At 58.5% G+C, this 23336-nt stretch carries 24 protein-coding genes; 14 read left to right on the top strand and 10 right to left on the bottom strand.

Annotation, left to right across the window (positions count from 1 at the left end; translation table 11 throughout):
- Positions 1-52: 52 nt before the first annotated feature.
- The 5 genes from ABWH92_RS05570 to ABWH92_RS05550 form a co-directional block, all read right to left on the bottom strand.
- Complete coding sequence (locus ABWH92_RS05570; protein ID WP_375572911.1) at positions 53-958, bottom strand: DMT family transporter; 906 nt, start codon at positions 956-958, stop codon at positions 53-55.
- A 19-nt stretch (positions 959-977) separates the two neighbouring features.
- A complete protein-coding gene (locus ABWH92_RS05565; RefSeq protein WP_375572910.1) occupies positions 978-1292 on the bottom strand; it encodes a DUF190 domain-containing protein in 315 nt (104 codons plus the stop codon).
- A 9-nt stretch (positions 1293-1301) separates the two neighbouring features.
- On the bottom strand, positions 1302-2288 hold the full coding sequence (locus ABWH92_RS05560; RefSeq protein ID WP_375572908.1) for a sodium-dependent bicarbonate transport family permease: 987 nt from the start codon (positions 2286-2288) through the stop codon (positions 1302-1304).
- Positions 2289-2488: 200 nt separating this feature from the next.
- Positions 2489-3229, bottom strand: a complete 741-nt coding sequence (locus ABWH92_RS05555; protein ID WP_375572906.1) for a DUF429 domain-containing protein — start codon at positions 3227-3229, stop codon at positions 2489-2491.
- On the bottom strand, positions 3226-4119 hold the full coding sequence (locus ABWH92_RS05550; protein WP_375572904.1) for a bifunctional hydroxymethylpyrimidine kinase/phosphomethylpyrimidine kinase: 894 nt from the start codon (positions 4117-4119) through the stop codon (positions 3226-3228). Before ABWH92_RS05550 ends, ABWH92_RS05555 begins: the two co-directional genes overlap by 4 nt.
- A gap of 94 nt (positions 4120-4213) precedes the next feature.
- Between ABWH92_RS05550 and ABWH92_RS05545 the strand changes: the two genes are divergently transcribed.
- Both ABWH92_RS05545 and ABWH92_RS05540 read left to right on the top strand, forming a co-directional pair.
- A complete protein-coding gene (locus ABWH92_RS05545) occupies positions 4214-5083 on the top strand; it encodes an HpcH/HpaI aldolase/citrate lyase family protein (RefSeq protein ID WP_375572903.1) in 870 nt (289 codons plus the stop codon).
- Positions 5084-5088: 5 nt separating this feature from the next.
- Positions 5089-5316 carry a DUF1737 domain-containing protein gene (locus ABWH92_RS05540; protein ID WP_375572901.1) on the top strand — a complete coding sequence of 76 codons (228 nt, stop codon included), beginning with the start codon at positions 5089-5091 and terminating at the stop codon, positions 5314-5316.
- A gap of 27 nt (positions 5317-5343) precedes the next feature.
- Here ABWH92_RS05540 and ABWH92_RS05535 read toward each other — a convergent pair whose 3' ends face one another.
- Both ABWH92_RS05535 and ABWH92_RS05530 read right to left on the bottom strand, forming a co-directional pair.
- Positions 5344-5613 carry a BolA family protein gene (locus ABWH92_RS05535; protein ID WP_375572899.1) on the bottom strand — a complete coding sequence of 90 codons (270 nt, stop codon included), beginning with the start codon at positions 5611-5613 and terminating at the stop codon, positions 5344-5346.
- A gap of 238 nt (positions 5614-5851) precedes the next feature.
- On the bottom strand, positions 5852-7849 hold the full coding sequence (locus ABWH92_RS05530; RefSeq protein WP_375572897.1) for a methyl-accepting chemotaxis protein: 1998 nt from the start codon (positions 7847-7849) through the stop codon (positions 5852-5854).
- Between the two features lie 461 nt (positions 7850-8310).
- Between ABWH92_RS05530 and ABWH92_RS05525 the strand changes: the two genes are divergently transcribed.
- The 4 genes from ABWH92_RS05525 (at position 8311) to ABWH92_RS05510 (ending at position 12999) form a co-directional block, all read left to right on the top strand.
- Complete coding sequence (locus ABWH92_RS05525) at positions 8311-8970, top strand: J domain-containing protein (protein ID WP_375572896.1); 660 nt, start codon at positions 8311-8313, stop codon at positions 8968-8970.
- Positions 8971-9037: 67 nt separating this feature from the next.
- Positions 9038-10039 carry a cobaltochelatase subunit CobS gene (gene cobS / locus ABWH92_RS05520; protein WP_375572894.1) on the top strand — a complete coding sequence of 334 codons (1002 nt, stop codon included), beginning with the start codon at positions 9038-9040 and terminating at the stop codon, positions 10037-10039.
- Positions 10040-10052: 13 nt separating this feature from the next.
- Positions 10053-11972: a cobaltochelatase subunit CobT gene (gene cobT, locus ABWH92_RS05515; protein WP_375572892.1), complete on the top strand. Its 1920-nt coding sequence runs from the start codon at positions 10053-10055 to the stop codon at positions 11970-11972.
- The gene (locus tag ABWH92_RS05510) at positions 11962-12999 is read left to right on the top strand and encodes an esterase-like activity of phytase family protein (protein WP_375572890.1); all 1038 of its coding nucleotides are present in this window, start codon (positions 11962-11964) and stop codon (positions 12997-12999) included. Before cobT ends, ABWH92_RS05510 begins: the two co-directional genes overlap by 11 nt.
- Here the strand turns inward: ABWH92_RS05510 and ABWH92_RS05505 are convergent.
- The gene (locus ABWH92_RS05505) at positions 12950-13615 is read right to left on the bottom strand and encodes a VUT family protein (protein WP_375572888.1); all 666 of its coding nucleotides are present in this window, start codon (positions 13613-13615) and stop codon (positions 12950-12952) included. The genes ABWH92_RS05510 and ABWH92_RS05505 overlap by 50 nt on opposite strands.
- Before the next feature lie 24 nt (positions 13616-13639).
- Positions 13640-13924, bottom strand: coding sequence for a 50S ribosomal protein L28 (gene rpmB, locus ABWH92_RS05500; protein WP_375572886.1), 285 nt, complete (start codon positions 13922-13924; stop codon positions 13640-13642).
- 409 nt (positions 13925-14333) lie between these two features.
- Between rpmB and ABWH92_RS05495 the strand changes: the two genes are divergently transcribed.
- The 3 genes from ABWH92_RS05495 to ABWH92_RS05485 all read left to right on the top strand — a co-directional run bounded on the left by ABWH92_RS05495 (position 14334) and on the right by ABWH92_RS05485 (position 16294).
- On the top strand, positions 14334-15203 hold the full coding sequence (locus ABWH92_RS05495; RefSeq protein ID WP_375572884.1) for a DUF3108 domain-containing protein: 870 nt from the start codon (positions 14334-14336) through the stop codon (positions 15201-15203).
- A gap of 96 nt (positions 15204-15299) precedes the next feature.
- Positions 15300-15926, top strand: a complete 627-nt coding sequence (locus tag ABWH92_RS05490) for a LysE family translocator (protein ID WP_375572882.1) — start codon at positions 15300-15302, stop codon at positions 15924-15926.
- Positions 15927-15958: 32 nt separating this feature from the next.
- A complete protein-coding gene (locus ABWH92_RS05485; protein WP_375572880.1) occupies positions 15959-16294 on the top strand; it encodes a gamma-glutamylcyclotransferase in 336 nt (111 codons plus the stop codon).
- A gap of 33 nt (positions 16295-16327) precedes the next feature.
- Here ABWH92_RS05485 and ABWH92_RS05480 read toward each other — a convergent pair whose 3' ends face one another.
- Positions 16328-16555 (bottom strand): hypothetical protein, encoded by a 228-nt coding sequence (locus ABWH92_RS05480; protein ID WP_375572878.1) that lies wholly within the window; start codon positions 16553-16555, stop codon positions 16328-16330.
- Between the two features lie 623 nt (positions 16556-17178).
- Between ABWH92_RS05480 and ABWH92_RS05475 the strand changes: the two genes are divergently transcribed.
- The 5 genes from ABWH92_RS05475 (at position 17179) to ABWH92_RS05455 (ending at position 23321) form a co-directional block, all read left to right on the top strand.
- Positions 17179-20307, top strand: a complete 3129-nt coding sequence (locus tag ABWH92_RS05475; protein WP_375572877.1) for a helicase-related protein — start codon at positions 17179-17181, stop codon at positions 20305-20307.
- Entirely contained in the window at positions 20294-20725 is a 432-nt protein-coding gene (locus ABWH92_RS05470; RefSeq protein ID WP_375572875.1) for an RNA-binding S4 domain-containing protein, read from the top strand. The genes ABWH92_RS05475 and ABWH92_RS05470 overlap by 14 nt, the downstream gene beginning before the upstream one ends.
- A 116-nt stretch (positions 20726-20841) precedes the next feature.
- On the top strand, positions 20842-21177 hold the full coding sequence (fdxA, locus tag ABWH92_RS05465) for a ferredoxin FdxA (protein ID WP_375572873.1): 336 nt from the start codon (positions 20842-20844) through the stop codon (positions 21175-21177).
- Between the two features lie 421 nt (positions 21178-21598).
- Positions 21599-22180 carry a CarD family transcriptional regulator gene (locus ABWH92_RS05460; RefSeq protein WP_375572871.1) on the top strand — a complete coding sequence of 194 codons (582 nt, stop codon included), beginning with the start codon at positions 21599-21601 and terminating at the stop codon, positions 22178-22180.
- Positions 22181-22457: 277 nt separating this feature from the next.
- Positions 22458-23321: an RNA polymerase factor sigma-32 gene (locus ABWH92_RS05455; RefSeq protein ID WP_375572869.1), complete on the top strand. Its 864-nt coding sequence runs from the start codon at positions 22458-22460 to the stop codon at positions 23319-23321.
- The last annotated feature ends 15 nt before the right edge of the window (positions 23322-23336 follow it).

Here is a 23336-nt window from a genome sequence, read left to right as displayed (position 1 = left end):
CACCTTAAGGAAAAAGGATCGGCCCCACGACTGAAACATCATGACCCAAAGATCATGATCGGCGACCAAGATGATTCAACGACAAGGACGCAACCAATAGGCCCGCAGCGGCCAGCGATAGCCAGGTCAGCGGATCATCAAAAAGAAAATGACCCAAAATCGCTGCGAACACCATCGCGATGTAGTTGCCCAGCGACATGAAGGTCGCGCCATAGTCACGGGTGATTTTCAGATATACCAAAAGCGCCAACGTCTCGAAAAATACGATGCCGAGCATGGCGGGCATGTTGCGCGTGGCCAAAGACCATTCAGGCAGCGTTCCTGCCGCGACACTGCCAATGAGCACAGCAACCGAAAGAAGCAGGCCCTGCGCACAGGCCACTTGCAAAGCATCAACCCCTTTCGGCCAACGCGAGGCAACAAACAGGCTGTTGCCGGCGTAAAAAACCGGGATGCAAAATGCGATCATCACCCAGAGCCAATTGGTGCCTACCATCGCGGCAGACTGGGTCGTGTCCCACGCGATCAAAAGTGCAACGCCAAACCCCAACGCTATGGCCGCATATTGGGCCGGTCTAGGTCGCTCGATCTTCAAAAGCGCGGCGGCAATCACCGTTACAATCGGCATGGTGGAGATGATCACCAGCAACACAAAGAGCGGCAAATTGGGCGAGGACAAGCTCTCTAAGATGAAGGGCAGGACAAACCCAAACGTTCCCGTCAGCCCGTAAAACACCATCGTATCACGCCGCAATGGCGGCCATGCGCGGCGGACGGCCGACAACAGAGTGAATGCGGCGGCGATACCCAAAACAGACACCGGAACAACAACATGGACGGGCACACCCGAGAGACCGGCAGCTTTGATCGCAGCAAGTCGGCCGCTCCAGAGAAATCCGAGCACGATGAGCAGGCCAATCTTCAGGAAACTGGTCCAACTGCTATCGTGTTCGTGCATGTGCGTGCGCAACAGGCGCTCACGAAAAATGCTCCGGCCTGATCACCTCAACATCCGACACAGTGACAATGCCCACCTGTCGCTTCACCAGCGCGTAGATGCCTTCCAGCATGCTTTCAATCCGGTGTTCGCTGGTGACAACGATGACCTGCGCCATGTGACCAGTGTCGCCGATCATGGCATCACCGCGCCATTCACCGCTGGTTCCACGCCCTGAAAGCACCGGCACCACGGTGTAGCCCGATGCACCAGCCTTATCGATGGCATCAAGAACCCGCCGCAGCATGGGTAGCTCGACAATGATCTCGATGCGCTTCTTTGTGTAGGTTTCCATATCGGGCTCCTAACCGGCGATCATCTGACCCAGCGCCGCATAAAGCGGGATGCCGAGCGTGATGTTGAAAGGGAATGTAATACCAAGCGAGAGCGTCAGATAGATGGCGGGCTTTGCCTCTGGCAGCGCCACCCGCATGGCAGCTGGCACAGCGATGTAAGAGGCTGAGGCTGCAAGCGTGATGAAAAGCGCAGCACCACCTGGCTCCAAACCAATAAGGTAAGCCACCGGTGCCGCCATCGCCGCACCGACCAACGGCATGGTGAGGCCGAAAACAACCAACCGCCAGTCGAGCAACTTTGCGCCTTGGCGCAAACCGCGCCCAGCGACGACGCCCATATCAAGCAAGAACAAGCAAAGCACACCCTGGAACGGATCGACGATGAACGGCGCAATGCGTGTCAAACCTTCTTCACCCGTCACCCAGCCGATGATGAACGCGCCCACCAAGACAACCACCGAGCCGTTGAGCATTATCTCGCGCATCAGTGCGCCGTCGCTTTCACCGGAAGACTTGGCTGACGGGTCGGCCCGCGTGGCCAACCATAGCGCGGTCAGAATGGCTGGCGTTTCCATCACCGCGGCCACCGCCACGATGTAGCCTTCAAAGGGCAGGTTGAGCGTTTGCACCGCTTGTGTGGCAGCAACCAGCGTAACGATGGAAATAGAACCGTAATGGGCGGCCACCGCTGCGGCATTGATCCCATCCAGCTTAGAGAAAGCGCGCAGATACCCGAACGCCACCATGGGAATCAGCGCTGAAAGCACGGCGCCGCCTGCCAGGGCGAGCAGCAGGCCAGTATCGAAGCCGAACTTGGCAACCTCCACACCGCCTTTGAAACCGATGGCGATCATCAGATAGATCGCCAGTGTCTTGGCCACCTGCTCAGGGATCGCCAGATCAGATTTGGCGAGCGCCGCAGCCAGACCAAGCGCGAAGAACAAAACCGGGGGAGAAAGAAGGTTGGCAAGCGCCAAAGACAATGTGCCGTCCAAGGGGAGAATCCTTTTGGAAGGTTGGACAGGAAGGTGCGCGCTGCCTACGCCTGGTGACCCAGCAGGTCAAACCAGTCTTAAGGCCACCCGCGGTTGGTTGAAGCAAGCCAAGTATGGCCAACAAGCGGTCGTTCCAACGGAACGGAGAAAGAAGGAATGCCGGTCGTCGCTTGCGACAGAGCGGATTGGCCCAAAAAGGACTACGCCCAGATCGCGATCTCCAATCCGTGCGCATCCTGTTCGGGTTGGGAGGGAAAACTCACAGCTTCACCCCGCACAATCCGTCCGGCGACCAACCAACAGACCGCTGCATCCAGAACATCATCGACGCCAACACCGGACGGTGGTGCATCAGTGAGGAAAGAGGCTGTCAGACCATGACGTGCCAGCAGCGCGCGCCGTTCATCCATGCCAGCTTCATGCACGCGACCCTTGATCTTTTTCGGCAGCGACATCGGAACACCGCTGTTGAGGACCGTGAAGGCCACTTCCGGGTGGCTTTCTTTCACGCGCGTGCGCAGCTTGGGGTCACCCTTTAGCAGGGCATCGATCTCAAGAATTTTAGGAAAGAGGTAGAACCCCTGGATGGAGACACCTTTGGGTGGCTCAGACAGAGTTTTGGCGAGCGCACTGGCTTTGCGATGCAGCGGATAGTCATCGTCGATACGGCCCGTCATCTGCGCACCCAGTTCGACGGCAGCGCGTGCCGGCATCGCGAAGACACTGGACTGGCGCGGTCCAAGCATCGCCCGCACCTGCTTCTCCGGCGATCGTCCGCCACCGGTGATCCGATCCGGCAGACCAATTGGCATATCAACGGCAATGGTGGCGTCCGGCCAAGCCTCAAGCAGCCCGGCAAAACTCTCGTAAACCCGCAGCTCCGGTGTCTCGCCCACAATAGCAACCCAGCCGCGCTTGCAGCCATCAACGCCTGCGATCATTGAGCAGCTTTCACCCTCACAGCGGCTAACTGCCTTTTGGTGACCATTGCCATGGGTGAGATCAAACTGGCCTGTTCGCGCGCCACCAGCAATTCATCGCTTCCCGCCTTAACCGAGCGAGCGACCATTTCGAACACTGATGAGGTGGCAAGCACCATGGCTTTTTCAGCACTTTGCCCCATCAGCACATGCGCGGTGATAAGGGCAGACAACATGTCGCCCGTGCCATGCGGGGCGCCCGGCACACGTCCGTGTTCGGCAAGCGTGGCCGTCTTGCCATCAACGAGCAACGTGCCGATGGCGTTTTTCATCATGCCAAACGCCGACGTTACAACAACCCGAGGCACGCCAAGCGCCTGCGCCATCGTCACCAACGTGGCATTGTCCTCCGCCTGCCCCATGGCGCTGAAAGCAGCAACCTCAAACCGATTGGGCGTGGCCAGGTCGCAGCGCGGCAAAAGCTCTGTGCGGATCGCCTCAACCACCTCAGAAGGCACATAGGTGCCATGGCTATCCGCGCTCACCGGGTCGCAGACCACAAGCACATCGGGTGACACCTTACGCACAGCGTCAATCGCACGGCACGTGGCCATCACTTGTCCAGCGCTGGCAAAATAGCCGGTGAGGATGGCACCGACCTCGTCAATCACCGGCGTCCCCGTGAGCGCCGAGAGGCTGTCATCAAACACCGCATCAGGCGTGGGATGGCGTGGCGGAACGCCCAGCGTTTTGGCGTGACCAGGATGCCAAGGCATCCAGATCGTCGGGACTTTCCAAACCGACAAGCCAAGCCGCTCAATAGCAAACCCGGCAGCGCGCAAGCCCACTGATCCGCGTCCTACTTGGGAAGAAATAGCCAAAACGGCCTTCGGGTCGTGAGTCTCCAGCATGAAAGCGCTCTTGCCATAGCTGCCGACGAATGACCACCTCGGCAGGGTGGCATCAAAACGCTATTGCAGTGCAACAAACCGTTTGGAGCGACCGATGACTGAGATTCCCTCCCAAAGGCCTACCGAGATACGCCCTCTGCGCACCGTCCTTTACATGCCTGGCTCGAATGCACGTGCCATGGACAAGGCCCGCACGCTCGATTGCGATGGTGTTATCCTTGACTTGGAAGACGCTGTCGCGCCCGAGGCGAAGGAAGAGGCGCGCAAGCTGATCGCAGAGGCTCTCAACGAAGGCGGCTACGGCCATCGCTTCATGATCCTGCGCGTCAATGCTGCGGATACACAATGGCATGAGGCTGACATGGCTTTGGCTGCCAGTCTCAACGCTGACGCGGTGCTGATTCCCAAAATCAATGACGCCCAGGACGTGCAAGCGGCGCGTGCCAAACTGCCCAATGCAACGCTCTGGGCAATGATGGAAACCCCACGCGCCATGCTCAACGCGCAAAGCATTGCATCGGCTGGCCTGCAAGGTTTCGTGATGGGCACCAATGATCTGTCCAAGGACACCGGCGCCCGCCTCACCCCAGGTCGCGAACCAATGCTGGCCTGGCTTTCCACCTGCGTGGCCGCCGCGCGTGCCTATGGGCTGACAATCCTAGACGGTGTGTTCAATTCCATTGAAGACGCCGAAGGCTTTGTCACCGAATGCGAGCAAGGCCGTGATCTCGGCATGGATGGCAAAACGGTCATCCACCCCAAACAGCTGGATCCTTGCAACGCCATCTTCGCGCCCGACGAGGCTGAGGTAACGTTTGCTCGCAAAATCATTGACACCTTCGCGCTTCCAGAAAATGCTGACAAAGGCGCACTGCGTATCGACGGCAAAATGGTCGAACGCCTCCACGCCGAGATGGCAGCCAAAACGGTGGCCATGGCAGATTCCATCGCCAAGCGAGGGTAACAGCAATGCAACTCTATCGCCTGCTCACTGCGGCCGACATTGACGATCACTTCTGCCGAAAGGTCACCCGCGCACTCAACGATGGATGGGAGCTTTATGGCAGTCCAACCATGACAACCCACCCGGAGTCAGGTGAGGTCATCTGCGCGCAAGCTGTCATCAAAACCCAAGACGGTGACTATCGCGAAGACGAGCCACTTTCAAAACAGACCGGTAGACCAGCGCTGCAATAGGCCTTAAGGGCGTTTCACTGACGCGCGTCAGGTTTCACCGCTGGCCGACGCATGGATCGCCAAGGCGTGCACGGGACCAGATAGCTCGTCAGCCAATACCTCATTGATCATGCGATGCATGGCGACACGGCTTTTGCCCTCAAAGGCCTTGGCAACGATATAAACCCGGAAATGGGTTTCACCGCCCGGCTTCCACCCGGAATGCCCCTCATGCTGGCTTGACTCATCGCACACGTCCAAAGCCTCCGGGCGAAAGGCAAGCTTCAATTTGGCTTCAAGGACGGATTGGACGGACATCGCAGCCTTCATCGTAACAGAGTGATTGAGGCTGTTAGCTAGGCGAGGCTGGGGACACAAACAAGCAGGCACGCGGCACAAAGCAAGTGCGTTTGTTGCGGTTTGCGCGTCAGCACTATCCCTATCAACACGGTGTTAGCATCTGAACGGCAGGATCCCGTTTTGGGGGCGCCCAAAGGCGCCCCCTGGGGGTCTAGGCCAGCATCCGGGGGAAAGCATGTTGGCCTATGACACCTGGTTATGCTGCGCGGATGGTCTCCAAGAAGGCGTTGATGTTGCGACGCATGTCGCCCGCCTTATCGTTGACCACCACAGAGGACTGCAGCACATCTGTTGAGGACTGGCCGGTGGCATCTGCTGCTTCGCGCACACCATGTATGTTGCGCGACACTTCATTGGTGCCTTCAGCGACCTGCTGCACGCTGCGTGCAATGTCTTGCGTCGCTGAACCCTGCTCTTCCACCGCAGCTGCGATAGCCGCCGCGGCTTCGTCCATAGCTTCAATTTTTCCAGTTATGGCCTGAATGGCCGATACCGAATTCTGCGTTGCCGACTGAATGGCCGACACCTGATCACCAATCTGCTCAGTGGCACTGGCAGTCTGTCCGGCCAGCGCTTTGACTTCACTGGCAACCACAGCGAACCCCTTGCCTGCATCGCCCGCGCGCGCCGCTTCAATGGTGGCATTGAGAGCCAACAGATTGGTCTGCTCCGCGATGTCCATGATCAGGCTGACAACCTCGCCGATCCGCTCGGCAGTTTGCGCAAGGGACTCCACCTGCTCACTGGTTGATTGCGCTGACCCGACAGCTTCGCGCGACATATCGGCAGAGTTGGCGACCTGCTGGCCAATCTCGGCAATCGAGGCGGACAGTTCTTCGGCCGCCCCGGCCACCGTCTGCACATTGGCACTCACCTCTTCAGAGGCTGAGGCAACGGCTTGCGACTGGGCGTTGGTTTCATTGGCTGTCGTTGAAAGCGACTCCGATGAATTTTGCATCACTTGCGCAGATTGCAGCACGGCACCTAGCGCTTCCTGGCTCGCTGTTTCGAAAGCATTGATGGCTTCTTCGATGGTTTCCGCTCGCGCCAGACGTTTGGCCTGTTCGGCTTCCTGCTCGCTGCGTAGCCGATCGCCCTCGATCATACTTTCTTTGAACACATCCACCGCTCGTGCCATCAGCCCCAGCTCATCACCACGATCAAGAGCAGGGATATCAGCGCTGTAATCACGCGCCCGCAACCGATCCATCACCGACGTCAAACCAAGCACGGGCCGTGAGATGGATGTGGCAAGGACAACGCCAAAGACCGCTGCCACAACAACCCCGATGGCACCGACGACCAGAGCAAGGGTGACTTGGATATCAAAGTCGGCGCTGAGCGCTGGACCAATCGTATCCTGCATGGCGATCTGGCTGCTGTTGATATCAACCGAATCGGCCATGATGCGCGGGCCGACCACATCCAAGGTGCCGGCATAGATATCGTTGCGCTGGTGAATGGCCTCGACAATGTGTCCAAGCGTTTCGATGTACAGGTCGAAATCAGCCTCGATGGTCTCTACACCAGCGCGTTGGATTCCGTCATCAGACACACGCAAAAGGGCCGGAATGAGTTCCATTGCCAGCGTCATCTCGTCAAACGCGCGTTCCTGCATGCGATCATCATTGTCGATAATGAACCTGGAACCGTAGACACGCGCCAGCAGAAGATGTTGCAAAGCGCTGCCTGCATAATAAGCGGCCTGATGGTCGTTGCCTTCGTAGGCATCAAGCAGGATTTGCGTCAGCGCGAGGCGTGCACGCGTACCCGTCGGCTGCAACGTTTGCGTAAGCAACGCATCGACCGTCGTTTGAGCCTCCGCAGCCTCTTCCATCGACCTTTGGTAGAGCAGCGCATCGGCATACATGCCTTCAAAAGGTGCCGAGTGCTGCGGGTTGCGCTCTTGAATCAGATCAAGCGCCTCGCGTAGCCGGTCAACCGACTGGGCGATGGCGGTGTTCGGATCATCCAGGACACCGGAACGGAAGCGCATCACATCCAGGCGCATGGTGGTTACGGCCTTGGAAAACTCTGAACCACCGTTTGAAAGCAATGCAGCTGATCTGTAGTTGCCAAAAGCATATTGATTGTTGACGCCGTTCCAGACGGCATAACCGGCCATAAGCCCAACAATCAAAACTGTAATGCCAAACCCGGCGTACAGTTTGCCTTTCAAGGATAACGACGTCATCGCACAACCATTTTGAAGCATTTCGCTACCATGGGTTTTATTTCTACAACCCAAGACAGTTTCTACTTCAACCAAATCTGGTTAACAGTTGGTTACTTTCATGTATATCGTGTTTTCAATCGCGCTTGACGTGGTAATAAGTGCGCACATTTATCAAAGAAAATTCGGGAAAAGCGCTTATTTTCAAGTCAACTGTGATGAGCTGGGCTTCTATCCCTCAACAGTGAGAGTTGAACTGAAGAATGAAGTCCAAAACTGTCATATATACTTTAAATTGCATAAAACATGCTTATACAACCTAAAATAGAAAACCTAACCATCCCTGCGACGCACAAGCCCCTCGACCAAAACCTCAAGACCGGCTAAACCAGCGCTCCGCCGATTTTCCGCAAAGAGCGCATATCATGCGAGCGCCGCATTGGCTCTTGTCCATGGCGCAAGCATTCCCATAATGGTTGGCTATGACGTCAGATTCCCCCCTCTTCGATTCCATCCGCATCAAGCCGCGCGGCAAAGCCAAGGCTGAAAAACCCAAGGCCGAGGCACGCCCATGCAGCTGGGAAGGCTGCGAAAAGAAAGGTGAGCACCGCGCACCCAAAGGCCGAGACCAAGAAGGCGAGTTTCATTGGTTCTGTCTGGAACACGTGCAAGCCTACAACAAGTCCTACAACTACTTCTCCGGCATGAACGATGAGGATCTGAGCAAGTATCAGAAAGCCTCTATGACCGGCCATCGTCCAACATGGGAGTGGGGCCGCAACGGCAAGGCTGACCCCGTGCGCAAGCGCAAGGGGCCAAAGCCAACCGCTTCGGGCAAGCCGCGCAAACCCTGGGCTGATGATGCTGGGTCGGATCCCTTTGGTCTGTTCGGTGATGCTGCCAGCGCGGCAGCCGCTGAAAAGGCGCGCAAGAAAACCCGGACCGTTGGCAACGCGGCACGCAAAAGCTTCTCCGCCCTCGGGTTGGACACCGATGCCGACGCCGAAGCCATCAAGGCGCGCTTTAAGGATCTCGCCAAACGTCTGCACCCAGACCTCAACAAGGGTGACCGCGGCTCAGAAGAGCGTCTTCGCGACGTCATTCAAGCCTACAACACCTTGAAAGCCGCTGGCTTCTGCTAGACAACGGACCGTCGCTCTTTCCGTCGGCCCAACACCTTTGCCCCTTGCCATCAAGGACACCAATCGCATGACCCTTGCCGTGCCTGCATCCAATGCCGCAAACGAAAACGCTGTGCCCGATACCCCCGTCGATGTGCGCAAAGTGTTCGGCATCGACACCGACATGACAGTGATGGGCTTTGCCGAAGCCGACGCGCATGTGCCCGACTTCGACCCTGATTACATTTTTGATCGTGACACGACCTTGGCCATTTTGGCGGGGTTCGTGCACAACCGCCGCGTGATGGTCCAGGGCTATCACGGCACCGGCAAATCGACCCATATCGAGCAGGTCGCTGCCCGCCTCAACTGGCCGTGTGTGCGCATCAATTTGGACAGCCACATCAGCCGTATCGATCTGGTCGGCAAGGATTCCATCGTCATTCGCGACGGATTGCAGGTCACCGAGTTCAAAGACGGCATCTTGCCCTGGGCGCTGCAAACCAACACAGCACTGGTCTTCGACGAATATGACGCCGGTCGCCCCGATGTGATGTTCGTTATCCAGCGCGTGCTTGAAGTCTCAGGCCGCTTAACGCTGCTTGACCAAAACCGTGTGATCCGCCCGCATCCAAGCTTCCGCCTGTTCGCCACCGCCAACACAATTGGCCTCGGCGATACATCGGGCCTCTATCACGGCACACAGCAGATCAACCAAGGTCAGATGGACCGCTGGTCGGTGGTGACCGTGCTGAACTACCTGCCGCATGACACCGAAGTCGACATCGTGCTTGCCAAAGCGCCAAGCTACAAAACCAGCGCTGGCCGTGAGCAGATCGCCAACATGGTGCGCCTGGCCGACCTCACCCGCAACGCTTTCATCAATGGTGATCTGTCCACTGTGATGAGCCCGCGCACAGTGATCACCTGGGCGCAGAACGCCGAGATCTTCGGCGGGATCGGTTTTGCCTTCCGCGTCTCATTCCTCAACAAGTGTGATGAGACCGAACGCCCGCTGGTGGCTGAATTCTATCAGCGCTGCTTTGGTGAGGAGATTCCTGATTCAGCGCTCAACGTCGCACTGAGTTAAAGCCGAGACCGTCATGGCAGATGCCCGCACGCGTCCAGGCTCCAATCAACGCACGTCAAGCCGTTCAGCCGCGCACAATGAGCCGCTGAAGAAAGCCGTCTCCGGCTGCTTAAAAGCGATTGCCGGTCGTGACGACATCGAAATCGGCTTTGCCGCTGACAGACCCGTTCTGGCTGGCGATACCGTACGCTTGCCCGAGCCGCCGCGCCGCATGACCGCAGAAGATGGCGCGATCCTGCGTGGTCTGTCGGACGCGATGGCTCTAAGATTGGCCTGCCACGACACCAAGCTCCACAAGTCGATGGCGCCTGATGGCCAGGCTGCCCGAGCGGTCTATGACGCGATGGAGCAAGCGCGCGTGGAAGCCATCGGCGCTGGGCGAATGCAAGGTGTTCGCGGCAATCTCTCGGCCATGTTGGAAGACAAGTATCACCGTGGCAATTTTGAAGAGATCACCGACAAGGCCGATGCACCCCTGGAAGACGCTATCTCGCTGATGGTGCGTGAACGGCTGGCGGGCATGCCGATCCCCAAAAGTGCGCAAAAAATCGTCGACATCTGGCGCCAGGATGTGGAGGCCAAGGCCGGCAAGGATCTCCAGGCTCTGGTCGACACGGCCAATGATCAGGAAGGGTTTGCGCGCGTCATTCGCGAGCTTCTGGTTTCGCTCGATATGGCTGATGAGCTGGCCCCCGAACCGACCGACAACAATGAAGATGACGAAGATTCCGACGTCAATGATGATGGCGAGTCCGACAGTCAGAACGATGATGAGGCCACCGGCGATGAGATGACCGGCTCGGTGGAAGCCGACGCCGCCGAGGCTGGTGAGGACGATGAAGCCGGTGAAAGCGAAGCGTCCGAAGAGTCCGTCTCTGAAATGTCCGAAGGCGATGAGCCTGATCAAGGCGAGGACGCTGGCAGCCCGCAAAACCAGCGCCAGAACCAAGGCTTCTTGGAGCCGCTAACGGACTACAAGGCTTACACCACCAAGTTCGATGAGGAGGTGAAGGTTGAGGATCTGTGCGATGCGCAGGAGCTGGAACGCCTGCGCGCCTTCCTCGACAAGCAGCTCCAAAATCTAGCCGGTGCCGTCGCCCGCCTCGCCAACCGGCTGCAGCGCCGCCTGATGGCGCAGCAGAACCGTGGCTGGGACTTCGATCTGGAAGAAGGCATGCTGGACTCAGCGCGACTTACCCGCGTCGTCACTGACCCCATGCAGCCGCTGGCCTTCAAGATGGAGCAGGACACAGAGTTTCGCGACACGGTTGTCACGCTTCTGATCGACAATTCCGGCTCCATGCGCGGACGCCCGATCACGGTGGCCGCCACCTGCGCCGACATTCTCGCCCGCACGCTGGAGCGCTGCGGCGTGAAAGTCGAAGTGCTCGGCTTCACCACCCGAGCCTGGAAAGGTGGGCAAGCCCGTGAAAGCTGGCTAAACGCTGGCAAACCCGCCATGCCGGGGCGCCTGAACGATCTGCGCCACATCATCTACAAGTCTGCCGATGAACCCTGGCGCCGCGCCAAGCGCAATCTTGGCTTGATGATGCGCGAGGGTCTGCTGAAGGAAAACATAGACGGCGAAGCGCTGGAATGGGCGCATGCGCGCCTGCTTGGCCGCCCTGAGCAGCGCCGCATCCTGATGGTGATTTCCGATGGCGCACCGGTCGATGACAGCACTTTGTCGGTGAACACAGGCAACTACCTGGAACGCCATCTGCGCCACGTGATCGACCAGATCGAAACCCGTTCACCGGTGGATCTCATCGCGATCGGCATCGGCCATGATGTCACCCGCTACTACCGCCGAGCGGTGACCATCGTCGATGCTGAAGAACTGGCAGGCGCCATGACCGATCAGCTTGCCTCGCTGTTTGAAGAGGAAAGTGCGGCAGCCGGTCGCCAGATGAGCCGCAAACTTGCGTCTTAAGGCGCTCGCATTTGCAGCAGCGATATCCCTATCGCCTGCTTTCGCCGACGAACCCATCACCATCAACGCCACATCGCTGCCTGTCTTTGATAGGTCAGTCCCAAGCAACCGCTTCGGCCCGTTGACCTATCTGGATGGGCTTTCGCTGAACAGCCGACACAGCGACTTTGAGGCCCTGTCAGGCCTAACCATGCAAAGAGACCGGCTAATCATGGTGACCGATGAGGGCAACTGGGTGACGGCCACGCTGCAGTCAGAAACCAATGGCATGCCCGTCAGGCTGACCAATGCACGCATTGGCCCGCTGCTGAACACCGACGGCTCGCCCATGCAATCCAAGCGGCTGGCCGATGCAGAGGCTGTCACGCTGATCGGTGATCAGCTTTGGGTAACGTTTGAACGTAACCAACCCATCCGCGCCTACGATTTGCAAGATGGTGTGCCCACGGGTCCCGCGCGCCTGCCGCTTGGCTCAGCGGCCCCGCTGCAAAGCAGCCGCAATGCAGGCCCTGAAGCGCTGGTGCATGTGACGACCGGCCCTTTGGAAGGTCAGACGATCCTGTTTTTGGAAGAACAGTGGCGTAGCGCACCGCTCGACAACGCCGCCCGTATCCAACCCGATGGCGGTTTGGCCTTGTTTCAGATCCGTCGTCTGGATCGTTTTGCGATCACCGGCGCGGCCATGCTGCCGGACGGCGATTTGGTGATCGTGGAGCGGTTTTTCACCTGGGATGATGGCATCTTCATGCGGTTGCGCTGGCTACCAGCGAACGAGATCGCCAACGGCGCTGTTGAAGGCCGCATACTGCTCGAGGCCGATGGCGGCACGATCATCGACAATATGGAAGGGATCGCGGTCACCGATCACCCCAACGGGCCGATCCTGACGCTGATTTCCGATGACAATGGAAACTTCTTTCAGCGCACCGTGTTGCTACGCTTTCAGATCACCGGCGATCTGAACGATCTGCCTGTGCTCACGCCGCCATCCCCGACCCCTCGGCCCGTGGCCCGTCCAAACCTGTAGCAAGCAGCAACAGGCGATAGGGGAAGAGCAAAACAGGAATTGCCAACAGCTTAATCGAGAGATCACCCAGCGCCCAGCTCACCCAGCGCGGCGCGTCCGCGGCGAGCAATCCGAACAAAGGCGCCATCTCGGTGGCAAACCCATCGCCGAAGCCAACCAGAGGCGTGATGAATGCGGCAAAAGCCAAGGTGAAGAACAGCGCTGTATCGACCATCGAACCGAAGAACGAAGAGACCGCAGGCGGCTGCCACCAAGCAGCTTTCTTTTCACCACGATTGAGATGGGCAAACAGCTGAACATCCAGCATCTGCGCCACCAGGAACGACAGGCCGGACGCCAGCGCGATGCGTGGTGTCGCGAACACGAACGACAGGACGACCGCGACCGCAAAACCAACCAACACAACCTGACGGGCTTTGGCAGCACCAAAGGCGCGGTTGGCGAAATCCGTGACCAAGAAAGCAAGGGGGAACGTGAAGGCACCCCAAGTGAGCAAATCGCCCAAAGCCAGTGGACCCAGAGATCCGGCCAGCGGGTACTGCACCAGCACGTTGGACACAACGATAACCGCCGCCATGCCAAGCATAGCGGCGATAAAGAAAGCAGTCTTGGTCATAAAGTGAGCCTTAAACGGCGAAGCTTAAGCGGTTTGCGCTTTAAGAACTTCTTTTTTCACCTGCAAAGCCGTTTTCGACAGCTCAGTGTCTTTGGCTTTCAGCAGAAAGGCATCCAGCCCACCGCGATGCTCCACTGAACGCAGCGCACTAGCAGAGATGCGCAGACGCACCGTGCGGCCAAGCGCATCGGAAACGAGCGAAACAGTGTTCAGGTTCGGCAGCCAACGGCGACGGGTTTTGTTGTTGGCATGGCTGACATTGTTGCCAGTCTGCACACCCTTGCCGGTCAATTCACAACGACGCGCCATGGTCGGTCATCCTTAAACGTTGGTTTTCTGCAAGACCGTCGCCCGGATTGGCAGTGCCTTGCGTGCGAACAACAGCGCCGGTCGGACAAGACGCTGAGAACCTTCTTCACCAGCGCTCTTCCGGCGGTACTTTTGCCGCTTTTGGAAACGAGGCGTGTCTATAGGCACCACTGCCCTTTCCCGTCAAGCGCCAGCGGGTTTCGTCAGCTTGCGCGATCATCAAAAAATGCACCAAAAATGCCACATTGGCGGGCAACCACCAGATTGTGGGGGCACGAATCGCGCATGGTTAACGGCTGGTCAACGGCTTTGGCCTAGCGTTTCGCTTCAATCGACCGCCAGCTTGGCCGGTGGTGGAGTGTGAACAAGGGCGCCGTTGCTCAAGCGGTACCGAACGAGGACAAAGACCGTGACCCCGACCAAACATCGCTTTCAATCCCGCGTCTTGAAAGGTGGCGCCGCTATGGCGCTCGGGCTGGCAACCTATTTGGGGTCGCTTCAAGCGGTCGATCAAACCGCGCATGTAAGCCCAATGGCCGGTCCTCAGCCTGCCCATGCCGCAGCGTCCAGCCTAAGGATCACTTATGCCGCACGGCTGGCTGGCATCCGCATCGGCACCGGCGTTCTCTCAGCCAACATGGACGGCGGCCGTTACACCGCCACCATCTCTGCCCAGACCAGCTCCGTGGGCCGCCTGGTCAGCCAAGGCCAGGGTGAAGCGGTGGCGCGCGGTGTGTTCGGCAGAACGGTCGCTGTGCCGGTGAGCTATGACCTCTCAGCGTCGGAAGAGGACCTCACCAATGTGGTGCGCATGCGCCTATCGCGCGGCGATATCTCTGAACTCTCCGCTGAACCTCAGCTTTCAGAACACCCCAACCGGGTGGCCGTACGTGCCCAACATCGCCGCGATGTTGTTGATCCGGTTTCTGCTCTCTTGATGCCAGTGCCCAATGCCGAGGCCGCGCGAGGCCCAGCGGCCTGTGGGCGTACGCTGCCGCTCTTCGACGGTCGCCAGCGCTACGATATCGCGATGACCTTCGTGCGCATGGAAGACGTTCAATTCGGCAATGGCCAAGCTGCCGTCTGTCGGCTGAGTTATCGCCCCATCGCCGGTCATCGCTCCAACCGCCGGGTGAACCAAGATCTGGCGCAAAACCCAAACATGTTTGTTTGGCTCTCCCAAGTAGGCGATCAAGCACTTGTGGCGCCTGTGCGTATGGAGATCGGTTTGGACTTCGGCACCTTGTCGATCCAGGCGCTTGAGTTCGCCGCGCAATAAGCCAGATCAAAAACCGGCACGGCCGCAAAACGGGTTGACGCGGCACAGTCTTGCTGGCCCTTTCTGAAGGTCGAATGATCTTGAGAAAGGCGCGCCATGCTGAGCGAACATCTGCCACATCTTATCTTGGCATGGTCCATCCAGTTCATGGGGATTGTCTCCCCTGGCCCTGGCGTGATGCTCATCTTGGGTGTTGCCACAAGCCGAGGCCGTGCGGCCTCTCTCATCACCTCCTTTGGCATTGCCAGCGGATCGGTGGTTCTGGCAGCGGCCACTGTTCTTGGTGTCACTGCTATCCTTGCGCAAATGGCCGATGCGATGACCGTGCTGCGCTGGCTTGGTGCCGCCTATCTGTTTTGGCTCGCCTACAAGTCACTGAAAACAGCCTGGCGTAACCCGCCCTTGCCAAAAGCGCAGGCGACGACCGTGAGCCCTTTGCGCACCGGACTCACCGGTTTTGGACTGCAAATCTCCAACCCCAAAGCCATTGGGTTTTGGCTCGCCATCGCGGCTGTCGGCGGCATTGGTGAGGCGCCACCATCGGTCATTCTGCTGTTTATTGGTGTGGCGTTCTTGAACTCGTTTCTCGGCCATGGGGCCTACGCGATGCTTCTTTCCTCACAACCAATCCGCCGCCTTTACGGAAGGTTCCGCCGCGTTGTTGAGGGGGTTCTCGGCTCGCTGTTTTTGGCGGCTGGTCTGCGCTTGGCACTGAGCCGCTAGCGTCTGTGAGAGACAAACAGAAGGTTTTTTGAATGTCAGCAGACACACGCCTGGCCAGCTACGGCACCCTCGCCCCTGGACGCGAAAACCATGAGCAGGTGGAAAAGCTCAAAGGCCACTGGATGGAAGGCACCGTACGCGGTCACGCCACCACCAACTCCAAAGGGCGGTGGGTCGGCTATCCGGGCTTCATCCTCGACCCTGCGGGCGCGGAGATACCGGTTTTCATTTTGCAGTCAGACGATCTGCCAGCGCACTGGCCCCATCTCGATGCCTTCGAGGGCGAGGCTTATCGACGTGTGGTCACAACCGCCCAGACAGCAGGCGGGTCGATCGATGTTTCGATTTACGAACTCAAACAGCTGTAGAAGACGATATCGTCGACCAGCCGAGGATTGAGATCAACCTTGCCAATGGTTTGGCACTTCAATCGTATCTTTGGGCAGGTTAAACAGCTCGCGCAATCTGCGCAGCGCGTATGTCTTGGCTTCAGCCTCGCGAGCCGCTGCGGCTCGCGCTTGCTTCTTGCGTTTTAGACGCTCAAAAACTTCCGGCAAAACCTCTGATCTGACCACCGCTTCGATGGCATCGTGTTGACTGGCCGGCTTCCATGGTCGTGAAAAACCCATAGTGCACCTGTGCTTCTCAGGTCCCCCGCAGGACGCTTGGGACGCCGACAACACGATGCTTGATCAGCACCCCTTTCACAAGACGATGCTAATGCGTAGGGCTTCTTGCTTACGTGGTAAACGCGCTCGCCAAGCGGCGCCGATCATCAGGGCCAAAGACCCAAATCCCATCGTGACACACTATGGTTAACGCCCGGCGCCTCATCACACGAAAACGAGGCGCGGTCTTGTGCCTGCAAAGCCAAAAACACCCCATATCCAGCGTGAACGAATCCTGAAAATCGGTCGAACCGCTGATTCGGACACGGTGTGTTCCCCGTTCGTTTAAAGGTTAACGTCCAAGGCTCGAGCGCCAGCTGAGGTGCTAGAAAGTCCAACGCACGCTTTTGAAATGGTCCCAAAGCACAAGCGTGCCATTTTGAAACAACTTTGCTAACGTCGTTGCAGGTCTTCATCTGATTTCGCCGCCCGCCTGGTGGTCGATAAGCACCCAACGCACCATATCTGGCGTGAACAGACCCTGAAAACCGCTCCAACCGCCGATTCGGACACGCCTTGTTCTGGGCACGTTCCTTAGGTTAACACCTACCCCATTCTTCCTGCGCTAAGGCCCTTTCCCCTCCATGCCCTACACCGCACGCTCCAAGGCGCCCGGCGCTGGTGTGACCGCCATTCTCGGCCCCACCAACACCGGCAAAACCTACATGGCGATCGAGCGCATGATGACCCACCAAACCGGGCTCATCGGGCTGCCGCTGCGCCTGCTCGCGCGTGAGGTGTATCTGAAACTCTGCGCCCGCGCCGGTGAAGACAAAGTCGCGCTGGTGACGGGCGAGGAAAAAATCATCCCGATGGAGCCGCGCTACTGGGTCTCCACGGTGGAGGCGATGCCGCGTGACCTGGATGTCGATTTCGTCGCCGTTGACGAAGTGCAAATGGCCGCCAACCTTGAGCGCGGCCACGTTTTCACCGACCGCATTTTGAATGTCCGCGGGAAGCTGGAAACCATGCTGCTGGGAGCAGGCACGATCCGTGGCCTGCTGGCGAGCCTGCTGCCGGGCGTGACCATCATCCAGCGCCCGCGCATGTCGCTGATCACCTATGCGGGTTCCAAAAAAATCACCCGCCAGCCACGCCGCACAGCCGTCGTCGCCTTCTCAGCCAATGATGTCTACTCCATCGCCGAGTTGATCCGCCGTCAGCGCGGCGGCGCTGCTGTGGTGCTCGGCGCACTCTCCCCGCGCACCCGCAACGCGCAAGTGGATATATACCAAAACGGCGATGTGGATTTCCTGGTCGCAACCGACGCCATTGGCATGGGCCTCAACCTCGATGTCGATCACGTTGCTTTTGCCGGACGGCACAAGTTTGACGGCTTTGACTATCGCGAACTCACCGCCGCTGAGATGGGTCAGATATCAGGACGCGCCGGACGCCACACACGCGATGGCACGTTCGGCGTAACAGGTCGCACCGAACCGCTGGACGATTATCTGGTTGAGAAGCTCGAAACGCACGCGTTCGAGCCGGTCAAACGTCTGCAATGGCGCAACGCCGATCTCGATTTCGCCTCCATTGAAGCGCTACGCGACAGCCTGGACGATATTCCAGGCCACGACCTCTTAACCCGGGCCCTACCGCAAGAAGACGCCGACACGCTGGATGGCGTGCTGCGCGACAAGGCATTGCGTGAACGTGCCACCAGCCGCGAGCGCGTGGAAATGCTCTGGGATGCTTGCCAGCTTCCCGACTACCGTAAGATCGCACCTGCCCAGCATATTGAGATCGTCGGCCAACTGTTCGCTCACATCGCCGATCGGGGCACCGTGCCGGACGATTGGATGGACGCCCAGCTGAAGAACTCCGACCGGGTAGACGGGGACATTGATGCGCTGTCAGCGCGCATCGCGCAGGTCCGCACTTGGACCTTTGTCGCAAACCGAAATGCATGGCTCGATGATCCGACGCATTGGCAGGAGCGCACGCGCGCGCTAGAGGACGCGCTGTCGGATGCGCTTCATGAAAAGCTGACACAAAGGTTTGTGGACCGACGCACCAGCGTGCTTATGCGACGCTTGAGGGAGAAGGTAATGCTTGAGGCGATGATCGCCAGCGATGGCGACGTTCAAGTTGAAGGCCAACATGTGGGTTGGCTGGCAGGGTTTAGGTTTACGCCGGACACCACGGCGGAGGACCTGGATGGTAAAGCGGTACGGACCGCAGCACAAAAGGCGTTGGCGGCGGAAATCCAACGCCGGGCTGAAAAGCTATCACTGGCTGATGATGCGGCCTTTGTGCTCGATGGCGAAGGCGCCATCCGATGGACAGGCGAAGTGGTCGCCAAGCTGTCAGCCTCCGATGATATCTTGAAGCCCAAGATCATTCTGCTGGCCGACGAACAGCTTACCGGCGGCGCCCGCGAGATTGTCGATACACGGCTCTCCAAGTGGCTGACCGACCAGATTGAAAAGCATCTGGGCAGCCTGCTCGCCTTGCGCGAAGGTGATGGCCTAGAGGGTATCGCCCGTGGCATCGGCTTCCGCTTGGCCGAAGAGCTGGGCGCCATTGATCGACGGGAAATCGCCGGCGACGTGAAAGCGCTGGAACAGGAAGCCCGCGCCACGCTTCGCAAGCATGGCGTACGCTTTGGTGCCTACGCACTGTTCGTCCCACAGCTCCTAAAGCCCGCACCGGCGGGACTGCTCGCAACCCTGTGGGCACTGCAAAATGGTGGCATGGACCAACCGGGGTTGCGCGAGCTGCCGCAGCTCAACGCATCCGGGCGCACCTCGATTCCAGTGGATGAGAGCTTCGACAAAAGGCTTTATCCAATAGCCGGTTTTCGTGTCTGCGGGCGCCGGGCCGTCCGCTTCGATATCTTGGAGCGCCTGGCCGATCTGATCCGTCCGCTGGTGTCATTTCGCGTTGGTCAAACCGAAGGCGAAGCCCCTGAAGGGGCCGCCGAAGGTGCAGGCTTCACAGTCACCGTTGAAATGACTTCTCTGCTGGGCTGCGCGGGCGATGATTTCTCTGAAGTGTTGAAATCGCTCGGCTACAAGATGGAACGCAAGACCGTTCCTATCGAACCGGCAGCCCCCGAAGCAGTGGTGGCCAAAGCGACTGAGGCCGAAACAGAGACGAAGGCAGACACCGCTACGCCCACAGAGCCGACAGCGGAGGCAAGCGCCACTGAGCCAGCAGCCGATGAACCCATAGCTGCCGAAGTGGAAACCACCGACGCTGCACCATCGTTAGAAACACCCGAGCCAACAACGCCCTCCGAAGCTCCGCCAAGCGACAGCGCAGACGACGCCACGCCATCGCAGGCGTCCGCCAGCGAGGCAACGGATGCTTCCCAGCCGAGCGTGTCTGAAGCAAGCGCGTCGGAACAAAGCACGGCCGAAGACGAAGAGCAGCCCACCGAACACATTGTTGAAATCTGGCGTCCAGCGCCCAACCGACCCCGCCATCAGGGTCGGCCTGGTGGTCGCCGCCAAGGCGCAGGCCATGGCGAGGGTCAGGAGGCTGGAAATGGTCAGCAACGTGGGCCGCGTCAAAGAGCTGACAAAGGCAAACGCCCAGATCGTGGCGACAGACGCGGCAAAGGTCCCAGACGCGACGGCAAAGGCGGCAAGCCATCCGGCCCACGCACCTACTCCGCCGCACCGCCCAAGAAAGAGCGGCAAGCCGATCCAGATTCGCCTTTTGCAGCGCTGGCAGGCTTGCTCGACAACAAAGATGGCGACTCCTAGCGCGAGCGACGACAGCGCCACGGAGAAGCTGCGCCTTGACCGCTGGCTGTTCTTTTCACGTCTGGTGAAAAGCCGCTCGCTGGCAGCCAAAATGATTGAAAACGGCCAAGTGCGCGTGAACGGTGAAAAAACGCATCAGGCCAAACGTGCCGTTGGTCCAGGCGACGTTCTCACCGTTGCCCTGCCGCGCACGGGCATAGACGCGGTCAAAATCATCAAGCTGGTGGCGTGCGGCACACGTCGTGGACCAGCGGCTGAAGCGCAAACACTGTACGAGGACCTCACCCCGCCTCCACCGCCGAAGGAAGAGAGCGATATGGCCGCCACCCGACGTGCTCCCAGCCCCGGACGGCGCCCCACCAAGCACGAGCGTGACCGCCTACAAAAGCTCAAACGCAGCACACCAGAAATTGACTAAGCGGTGCTACGCATTGGTCTCTTCCCTGCCTTGACAAGGCTGGGTCGATAACGATTTGGAAAGACAGGCACGCGTGTCAAACGTGCCGGACATGAAGTTGATCGGAGCCCCCCTAAATGACCTACATCGTCACGGAAAACTGCATCAAATGTAAGTACACCGATTGTGTGGAGGTCTGCCCCGTGGATTGCTTCTACGAGGGTGAGAACATGCTCGTCATCCATCCAGACGAATGCATCGACTGTGGCGTGTGCGAACCTGAATGCCCCGCCGACGCCATCAAGCCTGACACAGAACCCGGCCTTGAATCTTGGCTGACACTGAACACCAAATACGCCTCGGAGTGGCCCAATATCACCATGAAGAAGGACCAGATGCCCGAGGCCGAGGAGTTTGACGGCAAATCCGGCAAGCTGGAGCTGTTTTCAGCCGAGCCTGGCGAAGGTGACTGAGCCGCGTCGCAGGCCGTAAGAGCGTGTGGGAAAGTGGCGTAAGGGCAACCACAATGCCACTGCTGCGCAGCTCGCAAAAATGAACATCGATTAACCATAAGGTGGCAAGAGTTTGATTTTTGCCGCTTTTTGAGGTATGGTCTGTCTTCGTTTCAAAGGTAACTCGACCAGGCCGGACCCTTTTGCCGCCTCTTTCTCGTTAGTCCGCTCAACCACCAAACCGCCCAGCGCGGCCGTAAAAGCCCGGCGCTGATGGTGGCTGTTTGTGTTTGATCGCATACGCCCTGATGCCTCTCACCGTGGCACAGGCGCTTGAGAGCGAGTTTGTCTGGAAACGCCAACAACCAGATCGCATGCACACCGAGCATGCACTTGGTCGGGACATTCCCCACTGCCCGGCCCAACAGGAGTTTGTCAGCGTATGGCGACCGCAAAGAAAACGACGCAGAAGCAGGGTTTCAAAGTCAATGAGCAGATCGTGTATCCGTCTCATGGCGTCGGCCGCATCGTGGCCATCGAAAAGCAAGAGATTGCTGGCCTGACGCTGGAACTTTTCGTCATCACCTTTGACAAGGATAAGATGACCCTGCGCGTGCCTGTGGCCAAGGTTGAAAGCGTTGGTATGCGTAAGCTTGCCGAAGATGGCTTGGTTGAGAAATCACTGAAGACGATCAAAGGCCGCGCCCGTGTGAAACGCGCCATGTGGTCCCGCCGTGCGCAAGAGTATGAGGCCAAGATCAATTCTGGCGACCTCATTCAGATCGCTGAAGTTGTGCGCGACCTTTACCGTGCGGAAAGCCAGCCAGAGCAGTCCTATTCTGAGCGCCAGCTTTATGAAGCTGCCCTTGACCGCATGGCCCGCGAAATCGCTGCGGTGAACAGCATGACCGAAACCGAAGCTGTTCGTTTGATTGAACAGACATTGGCCAAAAGCCCGAGCCGCATGAAGGCGGTTGAAGAGGCTGAAGATGGTGATGCCGAGGACCAAAGCGCGGCGGCCTGAGAGCCCAACGGCCAGTCTTAAGACACGCAAAGCCCGGCCTTCTCGGCCGGGCTTTTTTTGTGGTCTGTCGTTGATTCTATTTGAAAATCAAACTGTTAAGAGAGTTTTTCAGCGCAAGGAAAAAGCAAAACACACGTTTTCCGAGCACCTCGTGATCTAAGGGGTTTAACCTTTCGTAAGAATCCTTAAGATGCTTCTATGGTATAAGTTCGATCCATTTAGTCCGAAACGGCAAGGATCAAACAGCCATAGCCAACGCACAGCGAGGGAACGTGCGATGAACGATGGATCAGGCCCGCGGCGGGACTTCGTTAAAAAGGCGATGCAAGCCCCCTATCTTGAGCGCGATGAAGAACATGCGCTGGCTGTTTCTTGGAAAGAACGACAAGATCAAGATGCGCTCCATCAATTGACTCAAGCCCATATGCGGCTGGTCATTGCCATCGCTGCACGCTTTCGCCATTTCGGCCTACCGATGAGTGATCTCATCCAGGAAGGGCATGTGGGATTGCTCGAAGCAGCCGCTCGGTTTGAACCGGCCCGCGAGGTTCGCTTCTCCACCTACGCGACGTGGTGGATACGCGCTTCGATCCAAGACTTCATTCTGCGCAATTGGTCGATTGTACGTGGCGGCACGTCCTCGGCCCAAAAGGCTTTGTTCTTCAACTTGCGGCGCCTGCGCGCCCGCATCACCCAGGACGGCACCGTTTCACCGTCAGAAATGCATCGCGAAGTTGCCGCAGCCATCGGTGTTTCCGTCAACGATGTTGCGACCATGGATGTGCGACTGTCGGGCTCCGACGCCTCGCTCAATGCTCCAATCTCCGACGGGGAAGATGGCGGCAGCGCTGACCGTCAAGACTTCTTGCCAGACGAAGCACCACTCCAAGATGAACTTGTTGGTGGCGTGATTGATTCTGAACGGCGCAACCACTGGCTCACCAAGGCGCTTGAAGTGCTCAATGAGCGCGAACTGAAGATCGTGCGCGAACGTCGGCTGGCCGAAGATGGCGCAACCCTCGAAGCCTTGGGAGCGACGCTCGGCATCTCCAAAGAGCGGGTCCGCCAGCTGGAAAGTCGCGCGCTGGAAAAACTGAAAATGGCGCTTCTCGACCAGCAAGGCGCAGGGTCCTACGTCTGACCAAAACCTGACCGG

It is taken from the genome of Ahrensia marina (genome assembly GCF_042140245.1).
Lineage (GTDB): Bacteria > Pseudomonadota > Alphaproteobacteria > Rhizobiales > MH13 > MH13.
The sequence above is the reverse complement of the archived record's forward strand: the minus strand, read 5'-3'. Positions and strand labels throughout refer to the sequence as shown.